Genomic DNA, 22,869 nt, shown 5'->3' on the forward strand with positions numbered 1-22,869 from the left:
ATAATATGGATAAAATTATACCTATGAATTTTTATAAATCGCTAGAGACTATTTTAACCACGGATAATCCTTCAGAAAAGTTTGAGGCATTTCACCGTTTTTATGCGCGATACAGGGCAGGTGAGGTCAAGGTTGAAGAGAGGTTTGAACCTGTCGTCTTTACGACGCCAAGCTATGCCTCTTTTTGCAAGATCGTCCCGCCCCAGACCGTACCCAAACGCCGCAAGGTGAGCAGCGACGAAGGCAAGATCATCCTGCTCCATGCTATCGCCCACATCGAGTACAGCGCTATCGATCTGGCCCTTGACCATGCCTACCGTTTTCAGGGACTGCCCAAAGCCTACTACGATGACTGGCTGGAGGTGGCGGAGGATGAGATCCGCCATTTTGAGATGCTCAACACGCTGCTGGAAGAGCTGGGCGCCAAATACGGTGATGTAGCGGTACACAACTCGCTTTTCGAGGCCAGTGAAAGAACGCAGACACTGGTGGAGAGAATGGCCGTTATCCCGCGCTATCTGGAAGCAAACGGTCTTGATGCCACACCGCAGGTCCTCGAACGGTTGGAACGCCTGCCGAGTGACCCTATGCTTGAACGGATCAAAGCCGCGCTCAGGACGATTTTGGCCGAAGAGGTCGACCATGTTCTCAAAGGCGATCGATGGTTTCACTACGCGTGCGACAAAGCGGGGGTGCCGACCGACATCTTTTTTGAGATCATCCAGGCGTATTATCCCGGTTCTTTTCCCAAACAGCAGGGTGTCAATGTCAAGGCCAGACAGGAGGCCGGTTTCAGCTGCGCGGAGATGAAGAAGATTCTGGACGGGTATGCCTGTCCAGAGCCGTAAAATTACAGCAGTTGTTTACCTGGCCAACAGCGCTTTTTTCCCATTCTGTACAAAAGAGTAGACAAGGGATCGCTACATCAGCAAAGACGTTGCCAGAAACAGAAAAATAAAGAAGCCGAACACATCCGACGTCGTTGTCAGAAGAATGGATGATGCAATGGCCGGATCGATGCCGACACGTTTGAGCAGAAGCGGGATCAATGCACCGATGCTGCCTGCGACCAAAAGATTGATAAACATCGCGAGGGCAATGACCAGAGAAAGCATCTTGTCATCAAACCAGAGGTAGGTGATGAGTGAAACGGTGAGCGCGATGGCGAGACCGTTGATCATGACGATCGTCGACTCACGCTTCAAAATGGGCCATGCCTGGGAAAAATCGATCTCTCCGAGTGTGATACGCCGGATGGTAACGGTCATGGCCTGTATGCCGGCGTTGCCGCCTAGGGCCGCTACCAACGGCAGCAGAACGGCCAGGGCAATATAGGAGGCGATAGTCTCTTTGAAGCGTTCGATAACAAACGAAGCGGCGAGAACCGTTGCGAGATTGATAAAAAGCCAGAGCAGACGCATCTTTTGTGCCGAGTAAATACTCTCCTCTTCCGCCTCGTCGTCAACACCGACCAACTTGTAGACCTGATCGGTATGGATACTCTGGATCAATTCGTAAACATCGTCGTAGAGGATGCGTCCTTTGAGCACACCTTCCTCATCAACAACCGCCAGGACACTCAGATCATACTCATCAAAAAGGCGGATGACCTCTTCTACGGGTGCAGTGTGGAGAATACTCAGGGGATGGTGCGGCTGCAGCTGCTCCATCACTTCCCGGATACTCTGCTGGGGTTCAAAGAGGATAAGATCGGAAAAGTGGAGGGTGGCAAGCAGATGGCGCTGCCGGTCCGTAACGAAGAGCTTGATGATGGCGCTATGGGGATCCTCTTCCCGGAAAAGGCGAATGGCCTTTTTGACATCCTCTATACTGTCGTCGAGTGTCGCGGTGAGCATCTCGATCTCCATATAGGCTCCGGCCTGCAGTTCGCTGTATTGAGACAATTCCAAAAACTCACGACGTTCTTCAGGATTCATAAGGGTGTGAAGCTTATTGGCATAGGCTCTATCTACGATCTCGACCTGTTGCAGAAAATCCGTTACGTTGTCACTGGGAATACGGGTCATCGCATCATATACTTTGTGCACCGAAAGGCGTTGCAGCGCCTGATAGAATGACCTGTTAGAAAGCTCCAGCAGGACATCAATGAGAGAAATGTTCGGGATTTTGGACAGCGTGGAAAAAAAGAGGCCTGTCTGTCTGTCGACGAGTTCTTCCAGCGCTTTTGCGACAAGGGTCGGATTAAGCTGATGCGAGGGCGTTTGAAACGCTTGCGAATTCAGCTGATTGTCATCTTGTCTCTTGATTTTTATCATCATATCCCAACTCTGTGTGCAGGTAGTATAGCAGGTATTGCATCGTAACGATCAGAAGATACCGCTTAATAGCGATAATCGGTAAGAAGACGCATATAGTTTGCGCGCTGATAGGCGGCAGGATTGGCGGTATGGGCGAGGGAGATACTTCCCTTCATCTGTTCTATCGACTCATACTCTTTCAACGCCATCCAGGCGGTCAGGTTATCTAAAACAGTGGCGATATGCCCCTCGCCGAGCTTGAGCAGGCTGCTCACCATCTGCACGGCATCGGCACCGCTCATCATCGCTTTGAGTATATCCTCATGGGTGTGAATGCCGGTTGAGGCGCAGAGCGAGGCATTGACTTTTTTGTAGAGAATGGCGGACCAGCGCAGTGTCTCGCTCAGGTCCCGGGAGCTGCTTGGCCTGATCACCTGCAGGGCATTGAGGTTTTCGAGGTCGATGTCGACATGGACCGGGCGGTCAAACAGCACTAGCGCCTCTGCTCCGGCATCGACAAGTCTGGCGGCCATCTGCGCGGGAGCAGAGAACACCGCGTTCATTTTGACACTGACGGGAATGGCAACATTGGCCTTGACGGCACTGAGCGCATCGATGTAGAGCTGTTCGACCGCTCGTGCGTCGACATCGGCATCGGTCGGAATATAGGTGATGTTGAGCTCAAGCGCGTCGGCGCCGGCCTGCTCGAGCTTTCTGGCATAATTGATCCAGCCCCCTTTGGAAACACCGTTGAGTGAAGCGATGATCGGAATAGAGACGTTCTCCTTGAGGTGACGTATCTCATCAAGGTAGTGGTCCGATTCGATATTGCTCAGTGCAACTTCCGGAAAATACCCCAGGGCTTCGGCGTAGCTTTCGCTCCCTTTAAAGAGAAAATAGTCCAGTTCATGTGCTTCATGGTTGATCTGCTCCTCAAAGATGGAGTGCAGAACGACCGCTGCGGCGCCGCTCTCTTCGAGCTTTTTGATCGAGTCGAACGAGGCAGTGAGGGGCGAGGCCCCGACGATAATCGGATTTTTCAGGGAAAGTCCCATGTATGTTGTTGTGATGTCCATTATACTTCTCCCTCGTCTTTGTATGACATTTGTGCCAGATTCTGATAGCGCTTGTACATCTCTTCGGCATGCGACCGCGCCGTCTCCAGATACGCTTTCGCGTTACCGGCATTCATCTTTTCGACCATCTTGAAGCGGCTCTCCTGATACATATAGTTTTTCACATCGATCTTGGGACCTTTGTAGTCAAGCTGCATCGGGTTCTTGCCCTCTTTCTCAAGGTCGGGGTTGTAACGGAAGGTCGCCCACAGACCGGAGTCCACGGCGAGTTTCTGATGCTCCATTCCGTAGCGGAGGTCGTAGCCGTGTGCCACACAGTGGGAATAGGCGATGATGATCGAAGGGCCGTCATAGCGTTCCGCCTCGACAAAGGCTTTGATGGTCTGGGCATCGCTTGCACCCATGGCCACCCGCGCGACGTAGACATTGCCGTAGGCGATTGCCATCATGGCCAGGTCTTTGGGGACCTGTGCTTTTCCGCCGGCGGCGAATTTCGCGACCGCACCGGTCATGGTCGCTTTGGACTGCTGTCCGCCGGTGTTGGAATAGACCTGGGTGTCGAGCACGAGAATATTGACGTTCTTGCCGCTCGCGAGTACATGGTCCAGACCGCCGTAGCCGATGTCATACGCCCAGCCGTCACCCCCGATCATCCAGACCGATTTTTTCACCAGATAATCGCTGAGCTTGCTGAGACGCTGCGCTTCAGTCCCTTTAAGGGATTGTAGAACTTTTTTAAGTTCTTCAATACGGTCCCGCTGTTCAAAGATCTCTGCTTCATCTTCCTGTTTCGAGGCGAGAATATTCTCCGCCAGCTCTTCGCCGATCTCACCTTTGAGTCCTGTTAGGAGTTCGCGGGCCGTATGGGTGTGCTTGTCGATGGCCAGCCTGAACCCCAGGCCGAATTCGGCATTGTCCTCAAACAGCGAGTTGGACCAGGCCGGCCCGCGGCCCTCGCTGTTCTTCTTCCACGGGGTGGTCGGGAGGTTTCCGCCGTAGATGGAGGAACAGCCGGTCGCATTGGCGATGACCATGCGGTCGCCGAAGAGCTGGGACGCCAGTTTGATATAGGGGGTTTCGCCGCAGCCCGCACAGGCGCCGGAGAATTCAAAAAGCGGTTCGAGGAGCTGGGACTCCTTGACCTTTTCATGCTCAAGCTTGTTCCTGTCATAAGCAGGAAGGTTCATAAAATAGTCCCAGTTCTGTGCGCCGGCGGTGCGAAGGGGCTCCTGCGGCGCCATATTGATGGCCTTGCGATTGCTTTGTGATTTGTTTTTCGCGGGACAGACCTCCACACAGAGGCTGCAGCCGGTGCAGTCTTCAACGGCGACCTGGAGAGTGAACTGCTCCTGCGGTTCAAAACTCTTGCCTTTGGCGCCTACATAAGCGAAGATGTCGGGTGCGTCTGCGAGAATCGCCTCATCGACCACCTTGGAGCGGATCGCGGCGTGGGGACAGACAAGGACACATTTATTGCACTGAATACAGACATCCGGGTCCCATACCGGTACTTCCAGGGCGATATTGCGCTTTTGATACTGTGTGGTGCCGCTGGGCCAGGTGCCGTCATCGGGCATGTCGGAAACCGGGATCTTGTCGCCCTCTCCGGCGATGATCCTTGCCGTGATCTCTTCGACAAACCGGTCAAAATCCCCTTTGACCATCGGCGTCATAGGCATATCCCCCTGGACAGAGGCGGGAAGGGGGACCTCAAAGAGATTGGCAAGGGTGTTGTCGACCGCCGCATTGTTCATTTCGACGATCTGACGCCCCTTCTTCCCGTAGCTTTTCTGGATGCTGCCTTTGATCTTGGCGATCGCTTCATCGCGTTCTAAAATACCGGATATCGCGAAGAAACAGGTCTGCATAACGGTGTTGATACGGCGTCCCATACCGCTTTTTTTAGCAACGGCAGCGGCATCAATAACGAAAAAACGGACCTTCTTCTCGATCAGTTCGTTTTGGACATTCCGCGGCAGTTTGGAGAAGACGATCTCTCTGCTGAAAGGGGAGTTCAGCAGAAAGATGGCCCCCTCTTCGGCATGTTTCAAAATATCGAACTTCTCCAGAAAGACGCTTTGGTGGCAGGCGACAAAACCGGCTTTATCGATCAGGTAGGTGGCGTGAATGCGTTTGGGGCCGAAACGCAGGTGGGAGGTGGTCATGGACCCTGATTTGTTCGAGTCGTAGACAAAGTAGCCCTGGGCGTAATTGGGCGTCTCTTCGCCGATGATCTTGATGGAGTTTTTGTTGGCGCCGACGGTCCCGTCGGAACCCAGACCGAAAAAGATACCGCTGAATGTCTCCTCGTCTGCGATGGAAAAAGAGGGGTCCCACTCCAGCGAGGTGTGGGTGCGGTCATCATTTATACCGATCGTAAAGTGGTTTTTCGGCCGGTCTTTGCGCAGTTCGTCGAAGACGGCCTTGATCATGGCCGGGGTAAACTCTTTGGATGAGAGGCCGTAACGTCCGCCGATGATCCGCGGCATCTCAAATCCGAGCATCTCTTTTTCACGGAGTTCGTTCAGGGCGCTCACAATATCGAGGTAGAGGGGTTCACCCAGTGATCCCGGCTCCTTGGTGCGGTCAAGTACGGCGATGGCTTTTGTTGTTTTCGGCAGTGCCGCAACAAAATGTTCGACGGAGAAAGGCCGATAGAGCCGGACCTTGATGACGCCGACCTTCTCGCCCTGTGCACTCAGATAGTTGACAGTCTCATGCGCGGCTTCGGCACCCGATCCCATCAGGATAATGATGCGTTCCGCATCTGCTGCACCGACATAGTCATACAGTTTGTAGGCTCTGCCGGTGAGTTCGGCGAAACGGTCCATGCTCTCCTGCAGAATTGCGGGGAGGGCTAGGTAATAACTGTTGACACTTTCGCGCCCCTGAAAATAGACATCGGGATTCTGCGAGGTACCGCGGACAAATGGATTGTCCGGAGAGAGTGCGCGGGAGCGGTGGGCATAGACCAGCTCCTCATCGATCATCGCTTTCAAGACCTCTTCGCTGAGCAGCTCTATCTTGCTAACCTCGTGCGAGGTGCGAAAACCGTCGAAAAAATGGAGAAAGGGGAGTCGTGCCTTCAACGCGGCCGCCTGGGCGATCAGCGCGGCATCATGGGCTTCCTGGACGGAATTGGAGGCGTAGAGAACAAAACCGGTCTGGCGCACCGCCATCACATCACTGTGATCGCCGAAGATAGAGAGGGCCTGGGCCGCGATCGAACGGGCTGCGACATGAAAAACCGTCGGGGTGAGCTCTCCCGCAATTTTGTACATGTTCGGGATCATGAGCAACAGCCCCTGAGACGAGGTAAAGGTCGTCGTAAGCGCCCCTGTCTGCAAGGCGCCGTGCACGGCCCCGCTTGCCCCGCCTTCACTCTGCATCTCCATGATCTCAGGCAGGGCGCCGAAGATATTTTTTTCTCCGCGGGTGGAGTAGATGTCACTGAGCTCGGCCATTGGGGAGGAGGGGGTGATCGGGTAGATGGCAATGACCTCGTTGATCTTGTGGGCAACGCGTGCAACCGCTTCGTTTCCGTCGATAGTGATGTAGTTCTTTGACATAGGCTTCTCTTTGGATCATATCAGAGTATGAAAATTTATCGTAATATTATAATACTACGAAAAGTTTTTTTGTGCCTAAATATGACAAAATATTACCCACTCCAAGCCACATCTATTACGTTTTCTCCTTTATTGATCAAAGACAGCGAAAAAGTGTGAGGCAGGTATCTATTGTCGTAAAATTGGCACAAAAAATAGTTTTTATTTATATATTTGTAAACAAATTAATAATTGAAGTTAGATATAATATAATTAATTAAGTTTCGATTTAAGGTTGCTGCCGCATGAGTAAATATGCAATGATCACGGATTATCTTGTCCGGTTCCTCGATGATGAAGTCCGCAAGACCGGTCTGGACAGTGTTGTACTGGGCTTGAGCGGAGGGATAGACTCTGCCGTTGTAGCCGTGCTGGCACACAAGGCTTTTGGCGACAATCTACTCTGTGTCAAGATGCCCTCGCACTATTCATCGCAAAGTTCGCTGGACGATGCCGATGAGCTGATCGCAAAGTTCGGCATGCGTGCCGTCACGTGTGACATCTCACCGCTTCTAAAAGCCTATGAAAACGATACGATGAGTAATCTGCGCAAGGGGAACTTCTCGGCGCGAATGCGAATGGCAACACTTTTCGATGTTTCGGCTGATGAAGGTGCCCTGGTCCTGGGTACAAGCAATAAAAGTGAATTGATGCTGGGTTACGGCACCCTTTTTGGGGATCTGGCCTCTGCGGTCAACCCGATTGGCGATCTGTACAAAAGCGAGGTTTTTGAACTGGCCCGTTATTTGGGCGTTCCTGATTCTATTGTGAACAAACCCCCTTCTGCCGATCTTTGGGCAGGACAGAGTGATGAGGAGGAGCTGGGTTACAGCTACGCCGAACTGGATGCTGTCCTGCGTGCTTATGTTGAAGAACGCAGGACAAAAGAGATGCTGCTTGACAACGGGTATGACCCTAAACTGATTGATCTGATCATCACACGGATCTACCGTAACCAGTTCAAGCGCAAGATGCCGGTGATCGCAAAACTGACATCACGTACGATCAACCATGATTTCAACTATCCCCGTGATATAACACTATAAGGAAAACAAATGCAAGTTCCATTCTACAAAATCGATATCGGCAAGAAAGAGCAGCAGCGTGTCATGGATGTGCTTCAGGGTAATGCATATTACGCAGTTGAAGACCTGGAAGCAAATTTCGAAAAATATATCGGTGCCTCTTATGCGGTATCGACATCAAGCGGAACGGGTGCGCTGCATCTTGCGATGCTGGCAATTGACCTGAAACGCGGCGACAAGGTACTTTGTTCGGTCAACGCTTATCCTGCAGTTCCGGAAGTGGTCCGTCATTTCGATGCTGAACCCGGTTTTATTGATATTGATGAAGAGACCTTCAACATCGATCTGGACAAGCTGGAGAACTATCTTGAAGATAACCAGTCCAAAAAGCTAAAAGCGGTCATCGTCTCACACATCGCGGGACAGCCGATGGATCTTGAACGTCTCTACAACATCGCCAAAATCTATAACATCAAGATCATCGAAGATGCTTCAGATGCACTCGGCGGAACCTATAGAGGTCAGAAAATAGGCTCTACCGGGGCTACCATCACCTGCTTTAGTTTCTCACAGCACCTTAAAAGAAATATCTGCCAGGGCGGTATGCTGGTCACCGAAGATGAAGATATTATGGCCCGTGCCAAACTGCTGCGCAACCATGCGCTTGTCACGGATGAGGACAGCCTGGAGTATATCTATGATGTCACGGATGTCGGTAATAAGTACACGATGAGCGACCTTGATGCCGCGTTTATCGACGTACAGCTCTCTCGCCAGGATCAGACCATCGCCCGTCAGCAGGAGATCGCTGCAAAATTCACCCAAAAACTGAAAGGGGTTGCGCACATCACGATCCCGGAAGCAAAAGAGGATCACGCCTATACGAACTACATCATCAAGATCGACAAAAACCGTGATTCATTTGCCCGTGAACTTGAGAAAAAAGGGATCGATACCGGGCTGCACTACATCCCCTTGCATCTTTTAAGCTACTACAAAACCAAATACATGCTTCGTATTAACGATTTTCCGGTGGCCCTGCGCAATTACCAGACGGTGCTTTCTCTGCCTATCTACGCGGCATTGACGGATAAAGAGGTCGATTATATCTGTGATTCGATCAAAGAGATCGCCAAAACACGCGTTTGAAACAAGGGCTGATCCTGTGGGGTGAACGCTATTTTTACGCGCCCGGCCCCATGCAAAGACTTTTGTCATTGTTACTGTGGCCTTTAAGCCTGCTCTATTGTGGCGTTGTCAACCTGCGCTACAGGATGGAGCGTCCCCGTGATTTTAAACTGCCCATCATCAGTGTCGGCAATCTGACCGTAGGCGGCAGCGGCAAAACACCGATCGTTACCGCGTTGGCTGCACGTTATGACAAGGTCGCCGTTGTTCTGCGAGGCTATGGGCGTAAAAGTCGGGGGCTCGTCCTTGTCTCCGACGGTAAAAAGATCCTGGTCGATGTGGATGAAAGCGGCGATGAAGCGATGCTCTATGCCACGGTCCTCCCCCGTGCGGTCGTAATCGTCAGTGAAAAGCGCGAGAGTGCCATCGAAAAAGCCAAAGAAATGGGGTGTCAATGCCTTTTTTTGGATGACGGCTACAATAAGCATCAGATCAAAAAGCTCGATATCCTCATAGAAGTAGAGACGAAAAACAACTTCTGTCTGCCTGCAGGCCCATACCGGGAGCGGCTGTGGCGGGGTAAAAAAGCGTTGATGATCAAGGAGAACCGGGAGTTCAGACGAAAAGTCGCTTTGATCGATGCGTCTGAAAAGATGGTATTGGTTACGGCAATAGCCAGAGCAGAGCGTCTTGACCCCTATCTGCCCGATGTGGCCGACAAGATCTATTTCGAAGATCACCACTATTTTACCAAGAAGGAACTCGAGTCGGTACTCGAACGTACCGGTGCACAAAGTTTATTGGTGACTTTAAAAGATTACGTTAAAATTCGCAAATTCGATCTTCCGGTCAGCCTGATGGAACTCAGTCTGGAACTCAGTGACGATTTTACCCGAGCCGTGGATACCTATATAAGTGAGCAGCAATGAAAACAAAAACAAGCAAGGTCCAGATTCTCTTAGAGGCGCTACCGTTTATCAAAGAGTTTAGTGAACAGATCGTGGTCATCAAGTATGGCGGTTCAGCGCAGACTTCACCTGAATTAAAAGAGAAATTTGCGCAAGACATCTTGCTGATGTACCTTGTGGGGCTGCGACCGGTTGTTGTTCATGGGGGTGGTCCGAGAATCACCGATATGCTGGGCAAACTTGATATCCCCACCGAGTTTGTCGACGGGCAGCGTATTACAACGCCTGAGGTGATGCGTATTGTCGAGATGGTACTTTGCGGCGAGATCAATAACGAGATCGTTTCGCTTCTGAACTCGCATGGTGCCAAAGCGATCGGTCTTAACGGTAAAGATGCGCATTTTATCCGTGCGGAGCCTAAAGAGCATGCGAAGTGGGGGTTGACCGGAACCATCACGAAGGTCAACGCCGATGTGATCCACAAGATGATCCGCGAGAAGTTTATTCCTGTCATCGCCCCGATAGCATCGGGAGAAGAGATGGGGCATCCGGGCTACAACATCAATGCCGACCTGGCTGCTGCGAAGATCGCTGAAGCGATCGGTGCGAACAAAGTCATCTTTATGACCGATACGGCCGGTGTCCTTGACAAAAGGATGGAACTTCTTGCTTCATTGACGGAAGAGGAGGTCGAAGCGCTCAAAGCGGACGGTACGATACACGGGGGCATGGTGCCGAAAGTCGATGCGTGTCTGGATGCGATCGACGGGGGTGTCAAAAAAGCCCACATCATCGACGGGCGCATCGAGCATGCGATGCTGCTCGAGCTCTTTACCGCCGAGGGTGTTGGAACCGAGATCACACTCTAAAAGAGCGCAACGATGAAAATGCCGCTTATTCAGATCCAGTGCAGCGTCCCTTCCAAAAAGACGGCGAAACAGATCGCCAGAAAGCTGGTTGAAGAGAAGCTTTGCGCCTGCGTCACTGTTTTGCCGAAAGTAAGCTCTTTTTACATTTATGAAGGGGAGTTCTGTGAAGATGAGGAGTTTCTGCTTCTGATCAAGACCGATAAAACGCATTATGATGCCGTCGAGAAAAGGATTGTGTCGCTGCATCCTTACGAGATTCCCGAGATCATTGCGCTGCCTGTGGTCAAAGGGGTTAAGAGTTACATCAAGTGGGCGAAGAAAGCCTTGAAATAAAGGCGCGGCATCAGTTGTATCGCTGACAAACAGCCGACAACATCAACTGTCCTTAAAGACCTTTAACGCATCAAGCGCCTGTTTCGTAAGATACGGGCGCATCGCTCCCCTTATATGGGTTGTGGCATCTTCAAAACTCTCTTCATTTATATCTTTGCCCAGGGTCTCGACCATCGGGTTCCAGAATTCGAGTACCAGCATGATGGTATCCGTCAGTTGCTCAAGGATATTGTCGTAGGGAATGTTCAAGTCACCGTGTTCAACAAGATTACCGAAGGTGATGCGAATACGTTCCCTGTGGGCAATATTGTCTTTGATGTACCGTTCTTTCAAAGCGGGGTCTCTCGAGAGCAGGAAAAGCAGTTCCCGGTAGAAAAAGCGGTATCTCCACAGTATCCTGCTCATCACTTTCTGATGTTCGAAAAGCTCGACAATATCTTTTGGAAGGTCCTGGACAAGCAGGGTGCTCTCCTCAAGCATCTGTTCATACAGCTTTAGTATGATTGCTTCACGGTTTTTATAATGGTAGTGAAGGTTGCCGGGACTGATCCCCATCGCCTTGGCGATGTGATTTGTCGTGGCAGCCTGGGTGTTGGTCGCATTGAAGAGTTCCAGGGCACTGTCAAGGATTTTCTGCTTTGTTGACATCCGGGACTACTTGGCCTGAATGCCTTCGATCTCCAGCTGCAGTTTGACATCATCGCCGACAACGAGACCGCCGGTTTCCATCAGTTTGGAGAATGTGATATTGAACTCCTGACGGTTGATCTTTCCTTCTAGTGAAAAACCGACGCGGGTATTGCCCCACGGGTCTTTGATCGCATCCGACGCATCATCCATCTCCAAAACGACGTTTTTCGTGACATCTTTAATTGTTAATGCAACGGTGACTTTATCACCCTCCTGTTTGACAAATTTCATCGTCATAGCCGGGTATTTTTCAGCGTCGAAAAAATCCGGACTGCGCAGGTGGTCGTCACGTTTGGCTTCATCGGTATTGACCGAAGCGACAGTGACCTTCCCCTCAAGAGCCGTCAGTTGACGGGTTTTCGGATCATAGGAGAAGCTCCCGCTGAAGTCGTCGAAACTGCCCTGGGTGTTGCTCACCATCATATGGCGGACTTTAAACCCGATATTGGTGTGTGCTTTGTCGACTGAAAAATCGGCTCCGAAGAGCGAAGCTGCGGTAAGCAGTGAACTTATTGCGATTACGGTGATCATTTTCATGATGGTCCTTTTATGTGATTTGAAACAGTATAGTGTAATTACACTAAATATGTCAAGAGCAATTGCTCTAAAGTTTGATAATAAATGATCTGAAGCGCTAATGCATCGCCATACGGCGTTTTGTCCGATACCTTTGACGAATCAAACTTTTTTGTAATCACGATTTTGTTATAATCGCGCCACTATTTTAAGAAGGTTATTTATGAACTTTATTGAAACGCGCGGTAATGATGGTCAGCATCCAACATCGGTAACGTTTTCAGAGGCTATCTTAAGCCCGATCGCCTCTTTCGGCGGGCTTTATGTCCCGGAAACACTGCCTCAACTCGGTCAGGCATTCTTGGCGAAACATCTCAAGAGCGATTATAAGACAATTGCGAAAGATATGCTCCTGGCATTTGAAATTGATATTGAAGAGAGCGTGCTCGATGAGGCACTCTCTCTTTATGACAAGTTTGATGATGCATCCAACCCTGTACCGGTTGTAAAAGTGAAAGATGACCTGTACGTGAGTGAGCTCTATCACGGACCGACCCGTGCTTTTAAAGATATGGCACTGCAGCCTTTCGGAAAGGTGCTTTCGGCGATTGCGCAGAAACGTGATGAAAACTATCTCATCCTGGCAGCGACAAGCGGTGACACCGGCCCGGCTGCACTTGAGACGTTTAAAAACCGCGACAAAGTCCAGGTCGCCTGTCTCTACCCGGACGGCGGAACGTCAGATGTTCAGCGTCTGCAGATGGTAACGGAGGAGGCTGAAAATCTTAAAGTTATCGGGATCAAAGGCAACTTTGATGATGCCCAGTCGGCATTAAAACACCTTTTGGCTTCCGAGACCTTCAAAGAGGCCCTGCAAAAGAAGAACATCTCCCTTTCTGCCGCCAACTCGGTGAATTTCGGCCGTATCATCTTTCAGATCATCTACCACATCCACTCCTATCTTGAGCTGGTACGTCAAGAGGCTGTTGCGATGGGCGAAAAGGTCTACCTGAATGTGCCAAGCGGTAACTTCGGTAATGTTCTCGGTGCTTTCTATGCGCAGAAGATGGGGCTTCCTGTCGAGAAGCTTGTCGTCTCGTCCAACGAGAACAATGTTCTGACCCAGCTGATCAAAACAGGCCTGTACGACATGCGCAACAAAGAGCTGATCGCGACGACGTCGCCTGCGATGGATATTCTAAAATCATCGAATGTCGAACGTGTGCTCTATGACCTTTTTGGGGCTGAACGTACAAAAGAGCTGATGGCAAAACTCGACAGTGAGAAGTACTACCAGCTTGGTGCGGAAGAACTCTCGAAGCTGCAGGAGCTTTTCGTGGCCGATTACTGTACCGGGGACGAAGGCAAGGCCTATATCAAAAAAGCTTTTGAAGAGCACGGCTATCTGATGGATCCGCATACGGCGACCTGTTTCAAGGCGTATGAGACCTGCAGCGAGAAGCCGCTAAAGAGCATCATCTATTCGACTGCGGAGTGGACGAAGTTCTCACCGACGATCGCCAATGCACTGACAGGCGAAATCGATACCCGTGACATCGATGCTCTCAAATCGATTGCCAAAAAAGCCGATATCGAGATCCCTGCAATGATAAACGAGCTTTTTGATAAAGAAATCGCACAAGATACGGTCATCGAAAAAGAGGATATCGAACAAGAGATCCTGGCATTTTTATAAGGAGCTGAGCGATGAAAGATGTTGAATTGGATGCAAAAGAGCTCTTTCTGGGGCTTGCGATGGTGCTGCACAGTACCGGGAACAATATCAAAGAGGGGAAAATGGTATATGACGAGGCACGTGCACTCTACATCGACGTGCTACCGGCGATCTCGCGCATGATCCTCGAAGAGCACAGCGACGAAGAGATGATCGCGGCTGCCAAAAAGATGGGCGACCTTCTTACCGAAGTGGCGAAAGACCACAACATCCCGCTTACGGCGTAACAAACCTTGACATCGCTGCTTAAGGATGTCAAGGTCCGGTAACAGCACTTACTCTATGGTGTCACGTTTCTTCAGTGACATGTTTTTCTCCATGTTTTTGATCTCCTGGCTGCCGCTGATCAGGATCTCTTTGTCGGTTCTGCGCCTCGACTTTTTGATCCTGTCTGGATACTCGATCTGAGAAAGAATGTGCTTGATGCAGTTGATGCGGGCCTTCTTTTTTTTGTCGGAACGGATAACCGTCCAGGGTGCATGATCGGTATGCGAAGCGAGGAGCATCGAATATTTGGCGATGGTGTACTGATCCCACATGTTTTGTGACTTCTCGTCTACCGGCGAGAGCTTATACTGCTTCAGGGGGTCGCTTTTGCGTTTGCGGAAACGGCACTCCTGCTCTTCCTTTGAGACGGAAAAGTAGAACTTCAAAAGTATCGTGCCGGAATTGACCAGCATGCGCTCGTACTCCGGCACCTCATGCAGGAACTCTTTATGCTCCTCCTGGGTACAGAAACCCATCACGGGTTCGACACCGGCGCGGTTATACCACGAACGATCAAGAAAGACGATCTCCCCGGCGCTCGGCAGGTAATGGGTGTAGCGTTGAAAATACCACTGCGTCTTTTCGGTATCGGAGGGTTTTTCCAGGGCAATGACACGGGCACCTCGGGGGTTGAGATGTTCGGTAATTCGTTTGATGGTACCGCCTTTGCCTGCGGCATCTCGCCCTTCAAAGATCAGCAGCAGTTTAAGCCCTTTCTCTTTGACATGGTTCTGAAGTTTCAGCAGCTCGATCTGCAGTCTTCGCAGCTCTTTCTGATATTCGAGGGTCTCTTTTTTGATCCAGACAGGTACTCTCGTACTCTCTTTTTCGTGCCGCACTTGTGCAAAGTGCTCTTTTTCTTTCGGATCGGCTTCGGCACCTTTATTTGTTGTTGCCATAAAATCCCTTTCTCCGTGAATAGAGTTCTATTATAATCCCTATAGCGTTAAAGCTTTGTAAAACACTGCCGAAGGGAGAGAAGGGGGAGAAACGCCCTTTAAGGTGCCTGGAGGGAGTCCCGGATCAGACCGTTGATCTGCTCTGCATCACGGCAGTTGGCAAAGCAGCTCTGCAGGCCGCAGACCATAAACCCTTCGGATTCACTGCTTGCATAGCGCTTTGTGTAGGGGTAGTCCACCTGTGACAAAAGTGGTGTACTTTCTGTCAGAAGAGCGGCCGGGGCTTTGATGATGCGGTCCTCTTTCTGGTAGCGGAAGGCCTGATCAAGCATGTAGGGAAAATAGATCGGCGTTTTGGCAAGCTTCTGCGAATAGTACTCGAGCGTCTTAAAGGCAAAGTGGCGGTATTTTGGATCGATCAGCGTACCGAGGCTCAACAGCAGATCGACCATGACGCCGACGGATCCGGGATAGGAGCTGTCTCCAATGTCGGCTTCGGTGACAAATTCGCCTTTGGAAAAGTACCAGTGTCCCTCTTCATAGTAGTTGCCCAAGGCGGTGTTGGCAAGTTGCTGGGCGAGAACGAGGTAGCGTTCGTCAAAAGTGGACTCATAGCCCTTCATCAGGGCCCGTCCCAGGTAGGCGTAATCTTCCAAAAAGGCTTCGACCTTGGGCTGTTTGTGAATAAGCGCTGAGTGATAGAGTCTCCCCCCTATCATCATCGTCTCCAGCACTCTCTCAAGATGCTTGACGGCAGCATCTCTATAGGAACGGTCAAGGTCGCCCAGAGTGAAGAGTGCCGAGATCATCATTGCATTCCAGGAGACCTGCACCTTTTTGTCGATGAAGGGGTAGGTCCGTTCCTGACGCAAAGAGCGGAGAAGGGCCATCACCTCGGAAAACCATTCGGGACGTTCACCTTGTGTCAGCTGGATGACATTACGCCCCTCAAAATTTCCATCAGCCGAAACGGAGAGTGTTTCGGTGATCGTATCGATCTGCTCTTGATGGAAGTCATTGCTATTCAACAGAGCGACGACCTCTTCGTAATCATAGACAAAGTATTTCCCCTCTTCGCCTTCGGTGTCGGCATCGCTTGCAGAGTAGAAGAGATGGTCTTCCGCCATCTTATCCAGCATGAAATCCGCACTCTCTTTGGCCGTGGTCAAAAAACGGCTGTCATCGAGCTGTTGCGATGCTTTGGCATAGAGCTCGATCAAAAGCCCGTTGTCATAGGTCATCTTCTCAAAATGCGGCACCAGCCATCTCTCATCGGTGGAGTACCGGCAGAAGCCGCCCTCGACCAGGTCGTACATCCCGCCGAGCTGCATCTGCTCGAGGGTATGACGGACCATCTCTCTTGCCTCGTCATACCCATTGACACCGGCGATATGGAGCAGGGCGGTAAGCGTTGAGGTGTGCGGGAACTTCGGCGAGACCGAAAAGCCGCCGTAGGCTTTTTCGTAATTGTGGCCGGCCTGTTTGACAAAAGTATCGACGATATGCAGCTGCAGCCTGGTCGCTTCTGTCGGTTTGTCTGCAGGGCGGAGGTAGGACTCTATCTCGTCGGCATTCTGAAAGAGCTTCTCGTCATTTTCAGCGATCTTCGGCGCGATGATCTCGATAAGCTGCATAAACCCCATCATCTGCGGCTGCGGCTGCGGCGGAATATAGGTAGCGGCATAAAAGGCTTTGTTCTGCGGGGTGGCAAAGATGGATGTCGGCCAGCCGCCGGCGCGGCGGTTGAGGAGCATATGGACCTCCTGGTAGTGCTTGTCGATGTCGGGACGCTCCTCTTTGTCGACCTTGATGCTGACAAAGTGTTCATTGAGATAGGCGGCGATCGCTTCGTTTTCAAAGACCTCGTGCTCCATCACATGGCACCAGTGGCAGGAGCTGTAACCGATGGAGATGAAGATCGCTTTGTTTTCGTTTTTCGCTTTTTCAAAGGCTTCATCACACCAAGGGTACCAATTAACGGGATTGTCCTTGTGCTGTTGAAGGTAAGGAGAGTCTTCGTATTGGAGAAGGTTTGCCATCAATATGTCCTAAGTTTTATAAAAATATATCCAAAATGGGTAATGGCTTACTTAAATAGTTCGTATACTTATGAGAGTTTGGTAAAATACCAGTGCATATTTATTATGATGTGTGACCCTATTTGCAGATTTATATGTTTGTGTCGCAAAACAGAGAGTGACAGCCTTATATTTAGCGTTTTTTGTAGTTATAAGAATGTGAAACGGCAAATGAAGTAAACAAAGGAAAGATATGAAGAAAATAGTAGCACTGCTGTTTATAGTGACCGCTCTTTTTGCTGAGACCAGGTTCCTGATGCCGGATGAAGCGTTTATTCCTTCTGCTGAAACAGTAAACGGCAGCCGTGTTGATGCAACCTTGAAGTTAGGCGACCAGATCTATATCTACAAAGATCAGTTCGGTTTTGAGATCAAAGGCGAATCCCCGATCCATATCAAAACGGTTGATGTGAGCAATGAAGCCGTTGACCATGAGGGAGAACGGGTTTACCTCGAAGATGTCAAAGCAGTCATCGACTTTACGAAGAGTCCCGGTGCGAAAGAACAAGAGAATATCGTCCTGGTGATGAAATATCAGGGGTGTTCGGAAGCAGGGCTCTGCTATGAACCTTCAACAAAAGAGTTCGCACTTACGATCGATACGGCCTCTCTTGTTGACGAAGCGAACGCTGAAGAGGTCATTGAACCGGGCAGCCTCTTAACGGAAAAGACAGCGCAAGACGATGGCTTTGAAAGATCCGAGACAGATGCGATCGTTGATGCGCTCAAAGGCGGTTCCATCTGGTCGATACTGGTGGTCTTTTTCGGGATCGGCGTTGTCCTCTCATTGACGCCTTGTATCTTTCCGATGATCCCGATCCTCTCTTCCATCATCGTTTCGCAAGGCGAGGGTATCAGTGCCAAAAGAGGTTTCCTCCTCTCATTGGTCTATGTACTTGCCATGGCGGTCGCCTACTCTTTAGCCGGTGTACTGGCCGGTATATTCGGCGAGAACCTTCAAGTCCTGCTGCAAAATGAGTGGGCTATTGGTGGCTTTGCCTTGGTCTTTGTTGCATTGGCACTCTCTATGTTCGGCTTTTACGAGATCGGTCTTCCTGCCTCTTGGCAGTCCAAACTCTCTTCTGTCTCGGACGAAGCGAGTAACAAAGGGGGCTTTGTCGGTGTCGCTATTATGGGTTTCCTTTCAGCTCTCATCGTCGGTCCTTGTGTGGCCCCTGGTCTTGCCGGCGCTCTGATCTATATTGGTCAGACCGGTAACGCTGTTCTCGGCGGTACGGCTCTGTTTGTCATGAGTATCGGTATGGGTCTGCCGTTATTGCTCATCGGGATAGGTGCCGGCAAGTTTATGCCGCGTCCCGGCGGTTGGATGGACACGTTGACGCATGCCTTCGGAGCAGTCATGCTTGCGATCGCGATCTGGATGTTGAGCCGTATCCTGCCTGATACGATCACCATGCTTCTCTGGGCGATCTTCTTTATGTTCTCAGCCGTTTACATGGGTGCACTTGAGCCGTTGGAAGCCGGAAAACGTGGATGGCATGCATTGACGAAAGCGATCGGCGTTCTCTTTATGGTTTACGGTGCACTGCTCTTCACAGGTGCATTAAGCGGTTCGACCTCTATGTTTACCCCATTGGACCAATTCACAAAAAACAATTCAGCGGTTGTGGTTGTGGAGGAGAAAGGCAATGCCTTTGAGGTGATCCACAGCAGTGCAGAACTTGATGCTATTTTGGATGCCAACAGAGACAAAACAGTGATGCTGGACTTTTCTGCAGCATGGTGTAGCTCGTGTAAAGAGATGGAGCACATCACCTTTGCCGATGCCGCCGTCAGAACAAAGATGCAGGAGTTTGTGCTGGTCCAGGCTGACGTGACAGCCAACAGTGCGGAGGAGAAGGCACTGACGAAACGTTTCGGCCTTTTCGGCCCTCCGGGTATCCTCTTCTTTAAAAACGGCGAAGAGGTCAAAAACGCACGTATCATCGGCTACCAACCGCCTGAAAAATTCCTGGCGCATCTTAACAGGTTGTAAAATATGAAACTGTTTTTATCTTTGATATTGTTGGGAACCCTCTCTCTCTTTGGCGAACCGAACTGGGCCTGCAGCTATGACAAGGCGTTTGAACAGGCAGAAAAAGAGCATAAGGGTGTGATGATCATGCTATCGAGAAAGAACTGTGATGCCTGCTGGTATATGGAAAATATTGTTTTCGAAGATGACGAGCTGACAGAGAGAATCGAGAAGAACTTCGTACCGCTCTACCTTGATGTGCATGATGACAATATCCACGGGCTCACCTATATCGGTACGCCGACATTCTATTTTAAAAAGAGCGGCGGGCGTACGATCAAAAGGTTGGACGGGGCTTCGAACCTGAAAGAGTTTGCGCTCTCTTTGGATGAGATTGAAAAGTCGTTAAAAAAATAGAGAAACTGAAACGCCGCCTGTCGTGGCATCAGCAGTCTGTTCTTCTCTTTTGAAAAGAACGGTGAAAAAAGAGTAGCGTATAAATTTTTTTATTTAATTAAAAATCGTATTGATAGGCGATCGTCACTTTGTTCTCTTTTTGCTGATGCAGCGCATCCTGAAGATGGTTGCCTTCGAGCGTGATATGCTGAAAATCCTTGAGCGCGTAGTTCAGACCTATATTCGCTTCAATAGCCGTACCGAAACTCTCCGTATCGGGGCCGAACCCGTTTTCGGCGGTATACTCCTCTGCGATAAAACCGAGCTTTGTTCCAATATAGAAGAGCAGATCGTCATCGGGCTGGAATTGATGCGCTGCAATCAGAAAAGAATAGCTGTCTGTTACGCCGTAAGTCGACTTGTGTTCGATATCCATGCTTTCACTTTCTATAAGGAACGTTGATTTTGCCGTATCGGACTGGGCGTTAAGGAGTGTCGATATCAAAAAGAGCAGAAAAAGAACTTTTTTCATAAATAACCACCTTTTTATAGTATATTAATCATATACGAAAAAAATGTGGAAAATGTGTGAAACAGCGATATTACTCTTTTAGAACTTCTTTAATGACCTGTTCCTGATCATCTTTGCTCATATAGGCATGCAGCGGAAGCAGAAGAAGCATGTTGCACACTTTTTCGGCTTTTGGAAAGTCCCCTTTACGATAATCCAACGGCGTAAACGCCTTGTGCAGATGTAACGGGTTCTGAAAAGGGATACGGGTCTCGATCCCCGCCTTGTGAAGCCGATCCGCCAACAGTTCCCGATCTTCACAGCAGACGGGATAGTAGGCAAAATTGCTTTCGCTATCTGTTTGAGGTGTCGTAATGAGCTGCTCTTTGAGCCGCTGCGTATAGTGCTGATGCATAGATCGGCGACGATCTGTTTCATCATCAAAGAGCGACAGTTTGTACTCGACAACAGCGGCCTGGAGCTCATCCAGCGCGGCATCTATACCGACATGGGTGAACGCTTTTTTCTCTCTACCCAGTGCGAGCAGTTTCCTCGCTTTGGCACGCAATGCAGCATCTTGAATAAAAAGAGCTGCGCCGTTTCCGTACGCGCTGAGCGGCATGTCGGGATGGAAAGAGGTGGTGGCCAGTTTGGAAAGATTGCACGACCGGCTGCCTTGATATTGTGAACCAAAGCTCTGCGCCGCATCTTCGATGACACAGATGTCGTGTTGAAGTGCCAGGGTGTTAATGGTCTCCATCTCGGGACATCGGCCAAAGAGCGAGACCGGGATGATGATCTTGGTGCGTTCCGTGATTGCATCTTCGATCTGTGCCACATCGATGGTATAGCCGGCTTCGTCAATATCGACAAAAACCGGTCTGCCGCCCATAAAAAGGATCGCTTCAACCGCGATACCGGAGGCGAGCGGCGAGGTGATCACTTCATCGCCGGCTTTCAACCCAAGGACCATTAAAAGCAGGACGAAGGCGTTGAACTGATTGTTGCAGACGATAGCTTCATCCGTACCGATATAGCGGGCAAGAGCATTTTCGAGCTTGGCAACATTTTCGGCTCCGATCAACGTCTCATTATGCACACTCTGCACAAGAAGTTTGTCAAAGCCCTCTTGATGCGCTCTGTATTGCGCCTCTTTTGCATTAAATCTGATCTTCATCTCTTCCCTCGATAATTTGCGCAACACGCTTGGAGCTGCCGTGTTTGAGATAACTGCGCAGACGCAGCGCATCTTCGAAGAACTTCTCCTGATCCATCTGTCGATAGGTCCGCAAAAGATTTGCCAGGGTCACTTCATTCTGCCACAGTTCGGGATGCATAGGACGCTGTTCGAACTGATCGAACATGATATTGCCGAGACCGATATAGTCGATATTGAGCAGTCTGGTCCCGATGAAGAAATCCACTTTTTTCGCGATGTAACTCAAGATGAAAGGGGTGCCGATCAGCACCGCCTCCAGGGTAGCTGTACCGCTGCAGATAAAGGCAAAATCGCTTTCATAGAGCGTTTTATGGGCATCGTAGGCGATGGTAAAGCTGCTGACATCACCGTACAGCTCTTCGATGTTCTCTTTGAAATGTTCGGGCACGATCAGGGTCGCATCGCAGCCGAGCTCTTTTTGCAGGGCGATGTAGTGGGGCATAAGACGTGTTATCTCGCTTTTACGGCTTCCCGGCATAAAAGCGATCCTGTTGCCGACGGAACGCTTCTCTTTGAAGCGGAGGATCTCATCAAGAAGGGGATGGCCGACGTATTCGATAGGGGCACCTTCGGGGTAGTAGGCCGGCTCGAACGGCAATATGGAGGCAAGGTGGTCGATCGTCCTGGCCAGCACCGGGATCCGTTTTTTCTTCCAGGCCCAGGCCTGCGGCAGGATATAGTAGATGATCTCTTTGTCGGGGTACTTTTTCTTGATCTTCTTTGCCAGGGGGAGATTAAAGCCGCTGGAGTCGATCAGGAGGATCTTGTCGACTTCGGGGACAAGGGAGAGCATCTGCTTGCTCAGTCCAAGGAAGAAGGGGAGTTTTTTGAGTGCATCGACGATGCCCATAATGGCAAGTGCGCGCAGATCGACGATGGGCCTGCCCAAAGAGGCGTCAAAAACGCCGACCATTTCAACATCGCCTTTAAACTCTTTGGTAAGGGCTTTAAGATGGATATTTGCCGAGTGTTCAAAAGCAGAGACTAATATTTTCATGATCCGCCGTCACCTTCTGTTGTAAATTCAATATCATAGCGCTCTGTCTGTTCATCGACATACTCGTTCAAAAAGGTGGTCAGCTGATCGATCTCTTTGTCGCTGAGCCCTTTTGCAAAGGGGATCATCATCTCCTGTATCTGTTTGTCGGAGATCTCGGAGCGGAAACGTCTGAGCTTGTAGGCCAGAAAACCTTTGGCGCGGTTGGCAAGGGCCGGGTAGTTGGTCATCCCTTCGGCCTTCGTGCCGTGACAACCGTTGCACCCCTTTTCAAAATAGAGGACCTTGCCCGCATTGTAGTCATCCGACAAGGCGAAGAGTGAACCAAAAGCGATAAAAATCGGTAACAATATTCTCAAGCTAAGCCTTACATAGTTATAA

The 22,869-nt window shown here is 50.3% G+C and carries 21 protein-coding genes; 10 read left to right on the forward strand and 11 right to left on the reverse strand.

Annotated elements, in window-relative coordinates; translation table 11 throughout:
- Nucleotides 1-23: 23 nt before the first annotated feature.
- Nucleotides 24-848 (forward strand): ferritin-like domain-containing protein, encoded by an 825-nt coding sequence (locus WCY20_RS05380; RefSeq protein ID WP_345977603.1) that lies wholly within the window; start codon nucleotides 24-26, stop codon nucleotides 846-848.
- 72 nt (nucleotides 849-920) lie between these two features.
- Here WCY20_RS05380 and WCY20_RS05385 read toward each other — a convergent pair whose 3' ends face one another.
- The 3 genes from WCY20_RS05385 to nifJ form a co-directional block, all read right to left on the reverse strand.
- Entirely contained in the window at nucleotides 921-2,279 is a 1,359-nt protein-coding gene (locus WCY20_RS05385; protein WP_345977605.1) for a magnesium transporter, read from the reverse strand.
- 62 nt (nucleotides 2,280-2,341) lie between these two features.
- Nucleotides 2,342-3,334 (reverse strand): dihydroorotate dehydrogenase-like protein, encoded by a 993-nt coding sequence (locus WCY20_RS05390; protein WP_345977607.1) that lies wholly within the window; start codon nucleotides 3,332-3,334, stop codon nucleotides 2,342-2,344.
- Nucleotides 3,334-6,903, reverse strand: a complete 3,570-nt coding sequence (gene nifJ / locus WCY20_RS05395; protein ID WP_345977608.1) for a pyruvate:ferredoxin (flavodoxin) oxidoreductase — start codon at nucleotides 6,901-6,903, stop codon at nucleotides 3,334-3,336. The genes WCY20_RS05390 and nifJ overlap by 1 nt, the downstream gene beginning before the upstream one ends.
- Nucleotides 6,904-7,187: 284 nt before the next feature.
- Here nifJ and WCY20_RS05400 point away from each other — a divergent pair, with 284 nt between their 5' ends.
- The 5 genes from WCY20_RS05400 to cutA are packed head-to-tail and all read left to right on the forward strand — an operon-like array spanning nucleotide 7,188 to nucleotide 11,205.
- Nucleotides 7,188-7,988: an NAD+ synthase gene (locus tag WCY20_RS05400; RefSeq protein ID WP_345977610.1), complete on the forward strand. Its 801-nt coding sequence runs from the start codon at nucleotides 7,188-7,190 to the stop codon at nucleotides 7,986-7,988.
- Nucleotides 7,989-7,997: 9 nt separating this feature from the next.
- Nucleotides 7,998-9,116, forward strand: a complete 1,119-nt coding sequence (locus WCY20_RS05405) for a DegT/DnrJ/EryC1/StrS family aminotransferase (RefSeq protein WP_345977612.1) — start codon at nucleotides 7,998-8,000, stop codon at nucleotides 9,114-9,116.
- A complete protein-coding gene (locus WCY20_RS05410) occupies nucleotides 9,113-10,024 on the forward strand; it encodes a tetraacyldisaccharide 4'-kinase (RefSeq protein ID WP_345977613.1) in 912 nt (303 codons plus the stop codon). The genes WCY20_RS05405 and WCY20_RS05410 overlap by 4 nt, the downstream gene beginning before the upstream one ends.
- Entirely contained in the window at nucleotides 10,021-10,872 is an 852-nt protein-coding gene (gene argB, locus WCY20_RS05415) for an acetylglutamate kinase (RefSeq protein ID WP_345977615.1), read from the forward strand. The genes WCY20_RS05410 and argB overlap by 4 nt, the downstream gene beginning before the upstream one ends.
- Before the next feature lie 12 nt (nucleotides 10,873-10,884).
- The gene (gene cutA, locus WCY20_RS05420; protein ID WP_345977617.1) at nucleotides 10,885-11,205 is read left to right on the forward strand and encodes a divalent-cation tolerance protein CutA; all 321 of its coding nucleotides are present in this window, start codon (nucleotides 10,885-10,887) and stop codon (nucleotides 11,203-11,205) included.
- 42 nt (nucleotides 11,206-11,247) lie between these two features.
- Here cutA and WCY20_RS05425 read toward each other — a convergent pair whose 3' ends face one another.
- A complete protein-coding gene (locus WCY20_RS05425; RefSeq protein WP_345977619.1) occupies nucleotides 11,248-11,853 on the reverse strand; it encodes a TetR/AcrR family transcriptional regulator in 606 nt (201 codons plus the stop codon).
- Between the two features lie 6 nt (nucleotides 11,854-11,859).
- Nucleotides 11,860-12,432 carry a YceI family protein gene (locus WCY20_RS05430; protein WP_345977620.1) on the reverse strand — a complete coding sequence of 191 codons (573 nt, stop codon included), beginning with the start codon at nucleotides 12,430-12,432 and terminating at the stop codon, nucleotides 11,860-11,862.
- Nucleotides 12,433-12,634: 202 nt separating this feature from the next.
- Here WCY20_RS05430 and thrC point away from each other — a divergent pair, with 202 nt between their 5' ends.
- Together thrC and WCY20_RS05440 are read left to right on the forward strand one after the other, a co-directional pair.
- Nucleotides 12,635-14,107 (forward strand): threonine synthase, encoded by a 1,473-nt coding sequence (gene thrC, locus WCY20_RS05435; RefSeq protein WP_345977621.1) that lies wholly within the window; start codon nucleotides 12,635-12,637, stop codon nucleotides 14,105-14,107.
- 11 nt (nucleotides 14,108-14,118) lie between these two features.
- A complete protein-coding gene (locus WCY20_RS05440) occupies nucleotides 14,119-14,373 on the forward strand; it encodes a hypothetical protein (protein WP_345977622.1) in 255 nt (84 codons plus the stop codon).
- Between the two features lie 48 nt (nucleotides 14,374-14,421).
- Here WCY20_RS05440 and ppk2 read toward each other — a convergent pair whose 3' ends face one another.
- Together ppk2 and WCY20_RS05450 are read right to left on the reverse strand one after the other, a co-directional pair.
- Nucleotides 14,422-15,312 carry a polyphosphate kinase 2 gene (gene ppk2, locus WCY20_RS05445; RefSeq protein ID WP_345977624.1) on the reverse strand — a complete coding sequence of 297 codons (891 nt, stop codon included), beginning with the start codon at nucleotides 15,310-15,312 and terminating at the stop codon, nucleotides 14,422-14,424.
- Nucleotides 15,313-15,410: 98 nt separating this feature from the next.
- The gene (locus WCY20_RS05450; RefSeq protein WP_345977626.1) at nucleotides 15,411-17,351 is read right to left on the reverse strand and encodes a thioredoxin domain-containing protein; all 1,941 of its coding nucleotides are present in this window, start codon (nucleotides 17,349-17,351) and stop codon (nucleotides 15,411-15,413) included.
- A gap of 232 nt (nucleotides 17,352-17,583) precedes the next feature.
- On the opposite strand from WCY20_RS05450, the gene dsbD reads away from it, so the two are divergent.
- Together dsbD and WCY20_RS05460 are read left to right on the forward strand one after the other, a co-directional pair.
- Complete coding sequence (gene dsbD, locus WCY20_RS05455; protein ID WP_345977627.1) at nucleotides 17,584-19,386, forward strand: protein-disulfide reductase DsbD; 1,803 nt, start codon at nucleotides 17,584-17,586, stop codon at nucleotides 19,384-19,386.
- A 3-nt stretch (nucleotides 19,387-19,389) separates the two neighbouring features.
- On the forward strand, nucleotides 19,390-19,782 hold the full coding sequence (locus WCY20_RS05460; protein WP_345977629.1) for a thioredoxin fold domain-containing protein: 393 nt from the start codon (nucleotides 19,390-19,392) through the stop codon (nucleotides 19,780-19,782).
- Between the two features lie 97 nt (nucleotides 19,783-19,879).
- Here WCY20_RS05460 and WCY20_RS05465 read toward each other — a convergent pair whose 3' ends face one another.
- The 4 genes from WCY20_RS05465 to WCY20_RS05480 all read right to left on the reverse strand — a co-directional run bounded on the left by WCY20_RS05465 (nucleotide 19,880) and on the right by WCY20_RS05480 (nucleotide 22,847).
- Nucleotides 19,880-20,293: a hypothetical protein gene (locus WCY20_RS05465; protein ID WP_345977631.1), complete on the reverse strand. Its 414-nt coding sequence runs from the start codon at nucleotides 20,291-20,293 to the stop codon at nucleotides 19,880-19,882.
- Nucleotides 20,294-20,363: 70 nt separating this feature from the next.
- Entirely contained in the window at nucleotides 20,364-21,449 is a 1,086-nt protein-coding gene (locus tag WCY20_RS05470) for a DegT/DnrJ/EryC1/StrS family aminotransferase (protein WP_345977633.1), read from the reverse strand.
- On the reverse strand, nucleotides 21,433-22,488 hold the full coding sequence (lpxB, locus tag WCY20_RS05475; protein ID WP_345977635.1) for a lipid-A-disaccharide synthase: 1,056 nt from the start codon (nucleotides 22,486-22,488) through the stop codon (nucleotides 21,433-21,435). The genes WCY20_RS05470 and lpxB overlap by 17 nt, the downstream gene beginning before the upstream one ends.
- Nucleotides 22,485-22,847 carry a cytochrome c gene (locus WCY20_RS05480; RefSeq protein WP_345977636.1) on the reverse strand — a complete coding sequence of 121 codons (363 nt, stop codon included), beginning with the start codon at nucleotides 22,845-22,847 and terminating at the stop codon, nucleotides 22,485-22,487. The genes lpxB and WCY20_RS05480 overlap by 4 nt, the downstream gene beginning before the upstream one ends.
- Nucleotides 22,848-22,869 lie beyond the last annotated feature (22 nt).

The sequence above is a fragment of the Sulfurimonas sp. HSL3-7 genome (assembly GCF_039645985.1).
GTDB lineage: Bacteria > Campylobacterota > Campylobacteria > Campylobacterales > Sulfurimonadaceae > Sulfonitrofixus > Sulfonitrofixus jiaomeiensis.

Bases quoted from the DNA above. Each gene is read 5' to 3' on its own strand.
- cutA (WP_345977617.1), top strand. From the start codon at position 10,885: ATGAAAATGCCGCTTATTCAGATCCAGTGCAGCGTCCCTTCCAAAAAG.
- WCY20_RS05450 (WP_345977626.1), bottom strand. From the start codon at position 17,351: ATGGCAAACCTTCTCCAATACGAAGACTCTCCTTACCTTCAACAGCAC.
- WCY20_RS05440 (WP_345977622.1), top strand. From the start codon at position 14,119: ATGAAAGATGTTGAATTGGATGCAAAAGAGCTCTTTCTGGGGCTTGCG.
- WCY20_RS05390 (WP_345977607.1), bottom strand. From the start codon at position 3,334: ATGGACATCACAACAACATACATGGGACTTTCCCTGAAAAATCCGATT.
- thrC (WP_345977621.1), top strand. From the start codon at position 12,635: ATGAACTTTATTGAAACGCGCGGTAATGATGGTCAGCATCCAACATCG.
- WCY20_RS05380 (WP_345977603.1), top strand. From the start codon at position 24: ATGAATTTTTATAAATCGCTAGAGACTATTTTAACCACGGATAATCCT.
- lpxB (WP_345977635.1), bottom strand. From the start codon at position 22,488: ATGAAAATATTAGTCTCTGCTTTTGAACACTCGGCAAATATCCATCTT.
- nifJ (WP_345977608.1), bottom strand. From the start codon at position 6,903: ATGTCAAAGAACTACATCACTATCGACGGAAACGAAGCGGTTGCACGC.
- WCY20_RS05460 (WP_345977629.1), top strand. From the start codon at position 19,390: ATGAAACTGTTTTTATCTTTGATATTGTTGGGAACCCTCTCTCTCTTT.
- ppk2 (WP_345977624.1), bottom strand. From the start codon at position 15,312: ATGGCAACAACAAATAAAGGTGCCGAAGCCGATCCGAAAGAAAAAGAG.
- WCY20_RS05470 (WP_345977633.1), bottom strand. From the start codon at position 21,449: ATGAAGATCAGATTTAATGCAAAAGAGGCGCAATACAGAGCGCATCAA.
- argB (WP_345977615.1), top strand. From the start codon at position 10,021: ATGAAAACAAAAACAAGCAAGGTCCAGATTCTCTTAGAGGCGCTACCG.
- WCY20_RS05385 (WP_345977605.1), bottom strand. From the start codon at position 2,279: ATGATGATAAAAATCAAGAGACAAGATGACAATCAGCTGAATTCGCAA.
- dsbD (WP_345977627.1), top strand. From the start codon at position 17,584: ATGAAGAAAATAGTAGCACTGCTGTTTATAGTGACCGCTCTTTTTGCT.
- WCY20_RS05425 (WP_345977619.1), bottom strand. From the start codon at position 11,853: ATGTCAACAAAGCAGAAAATCCTTGACAGTGCCCTGGAACTCTTCAAT.
- WCY20_RS05400 (WP_345977610.1), top strand. From the start codon at position 7,188: ATGAGTAAATATGCAATGATCACGGATTATCTTGTCCGGTTCCTCGAT.
- WCY20_RS05465 (WP_345977631.1), bottom strand. From the start codon at position 20,293: ATGAAAAAAGTTCTTTTTCTGCTCTTTTTGATATCGACACTCCTTAAC.
- WCY20_RS05430 (WP_345977620.1), bottom strand. From the start codon at position 12,432: ATGAAAATGATCACCGTAATCGCAATAAGTTCACTGCTTACCGCAGCT.
- WCY20_RS05405 (WP_345977612.1), top strand. From the start codon at position 7,998: ATGCAAGTTCCATTCTACAAAATCGATATCGGCAAGAAAGAGCAGCAG.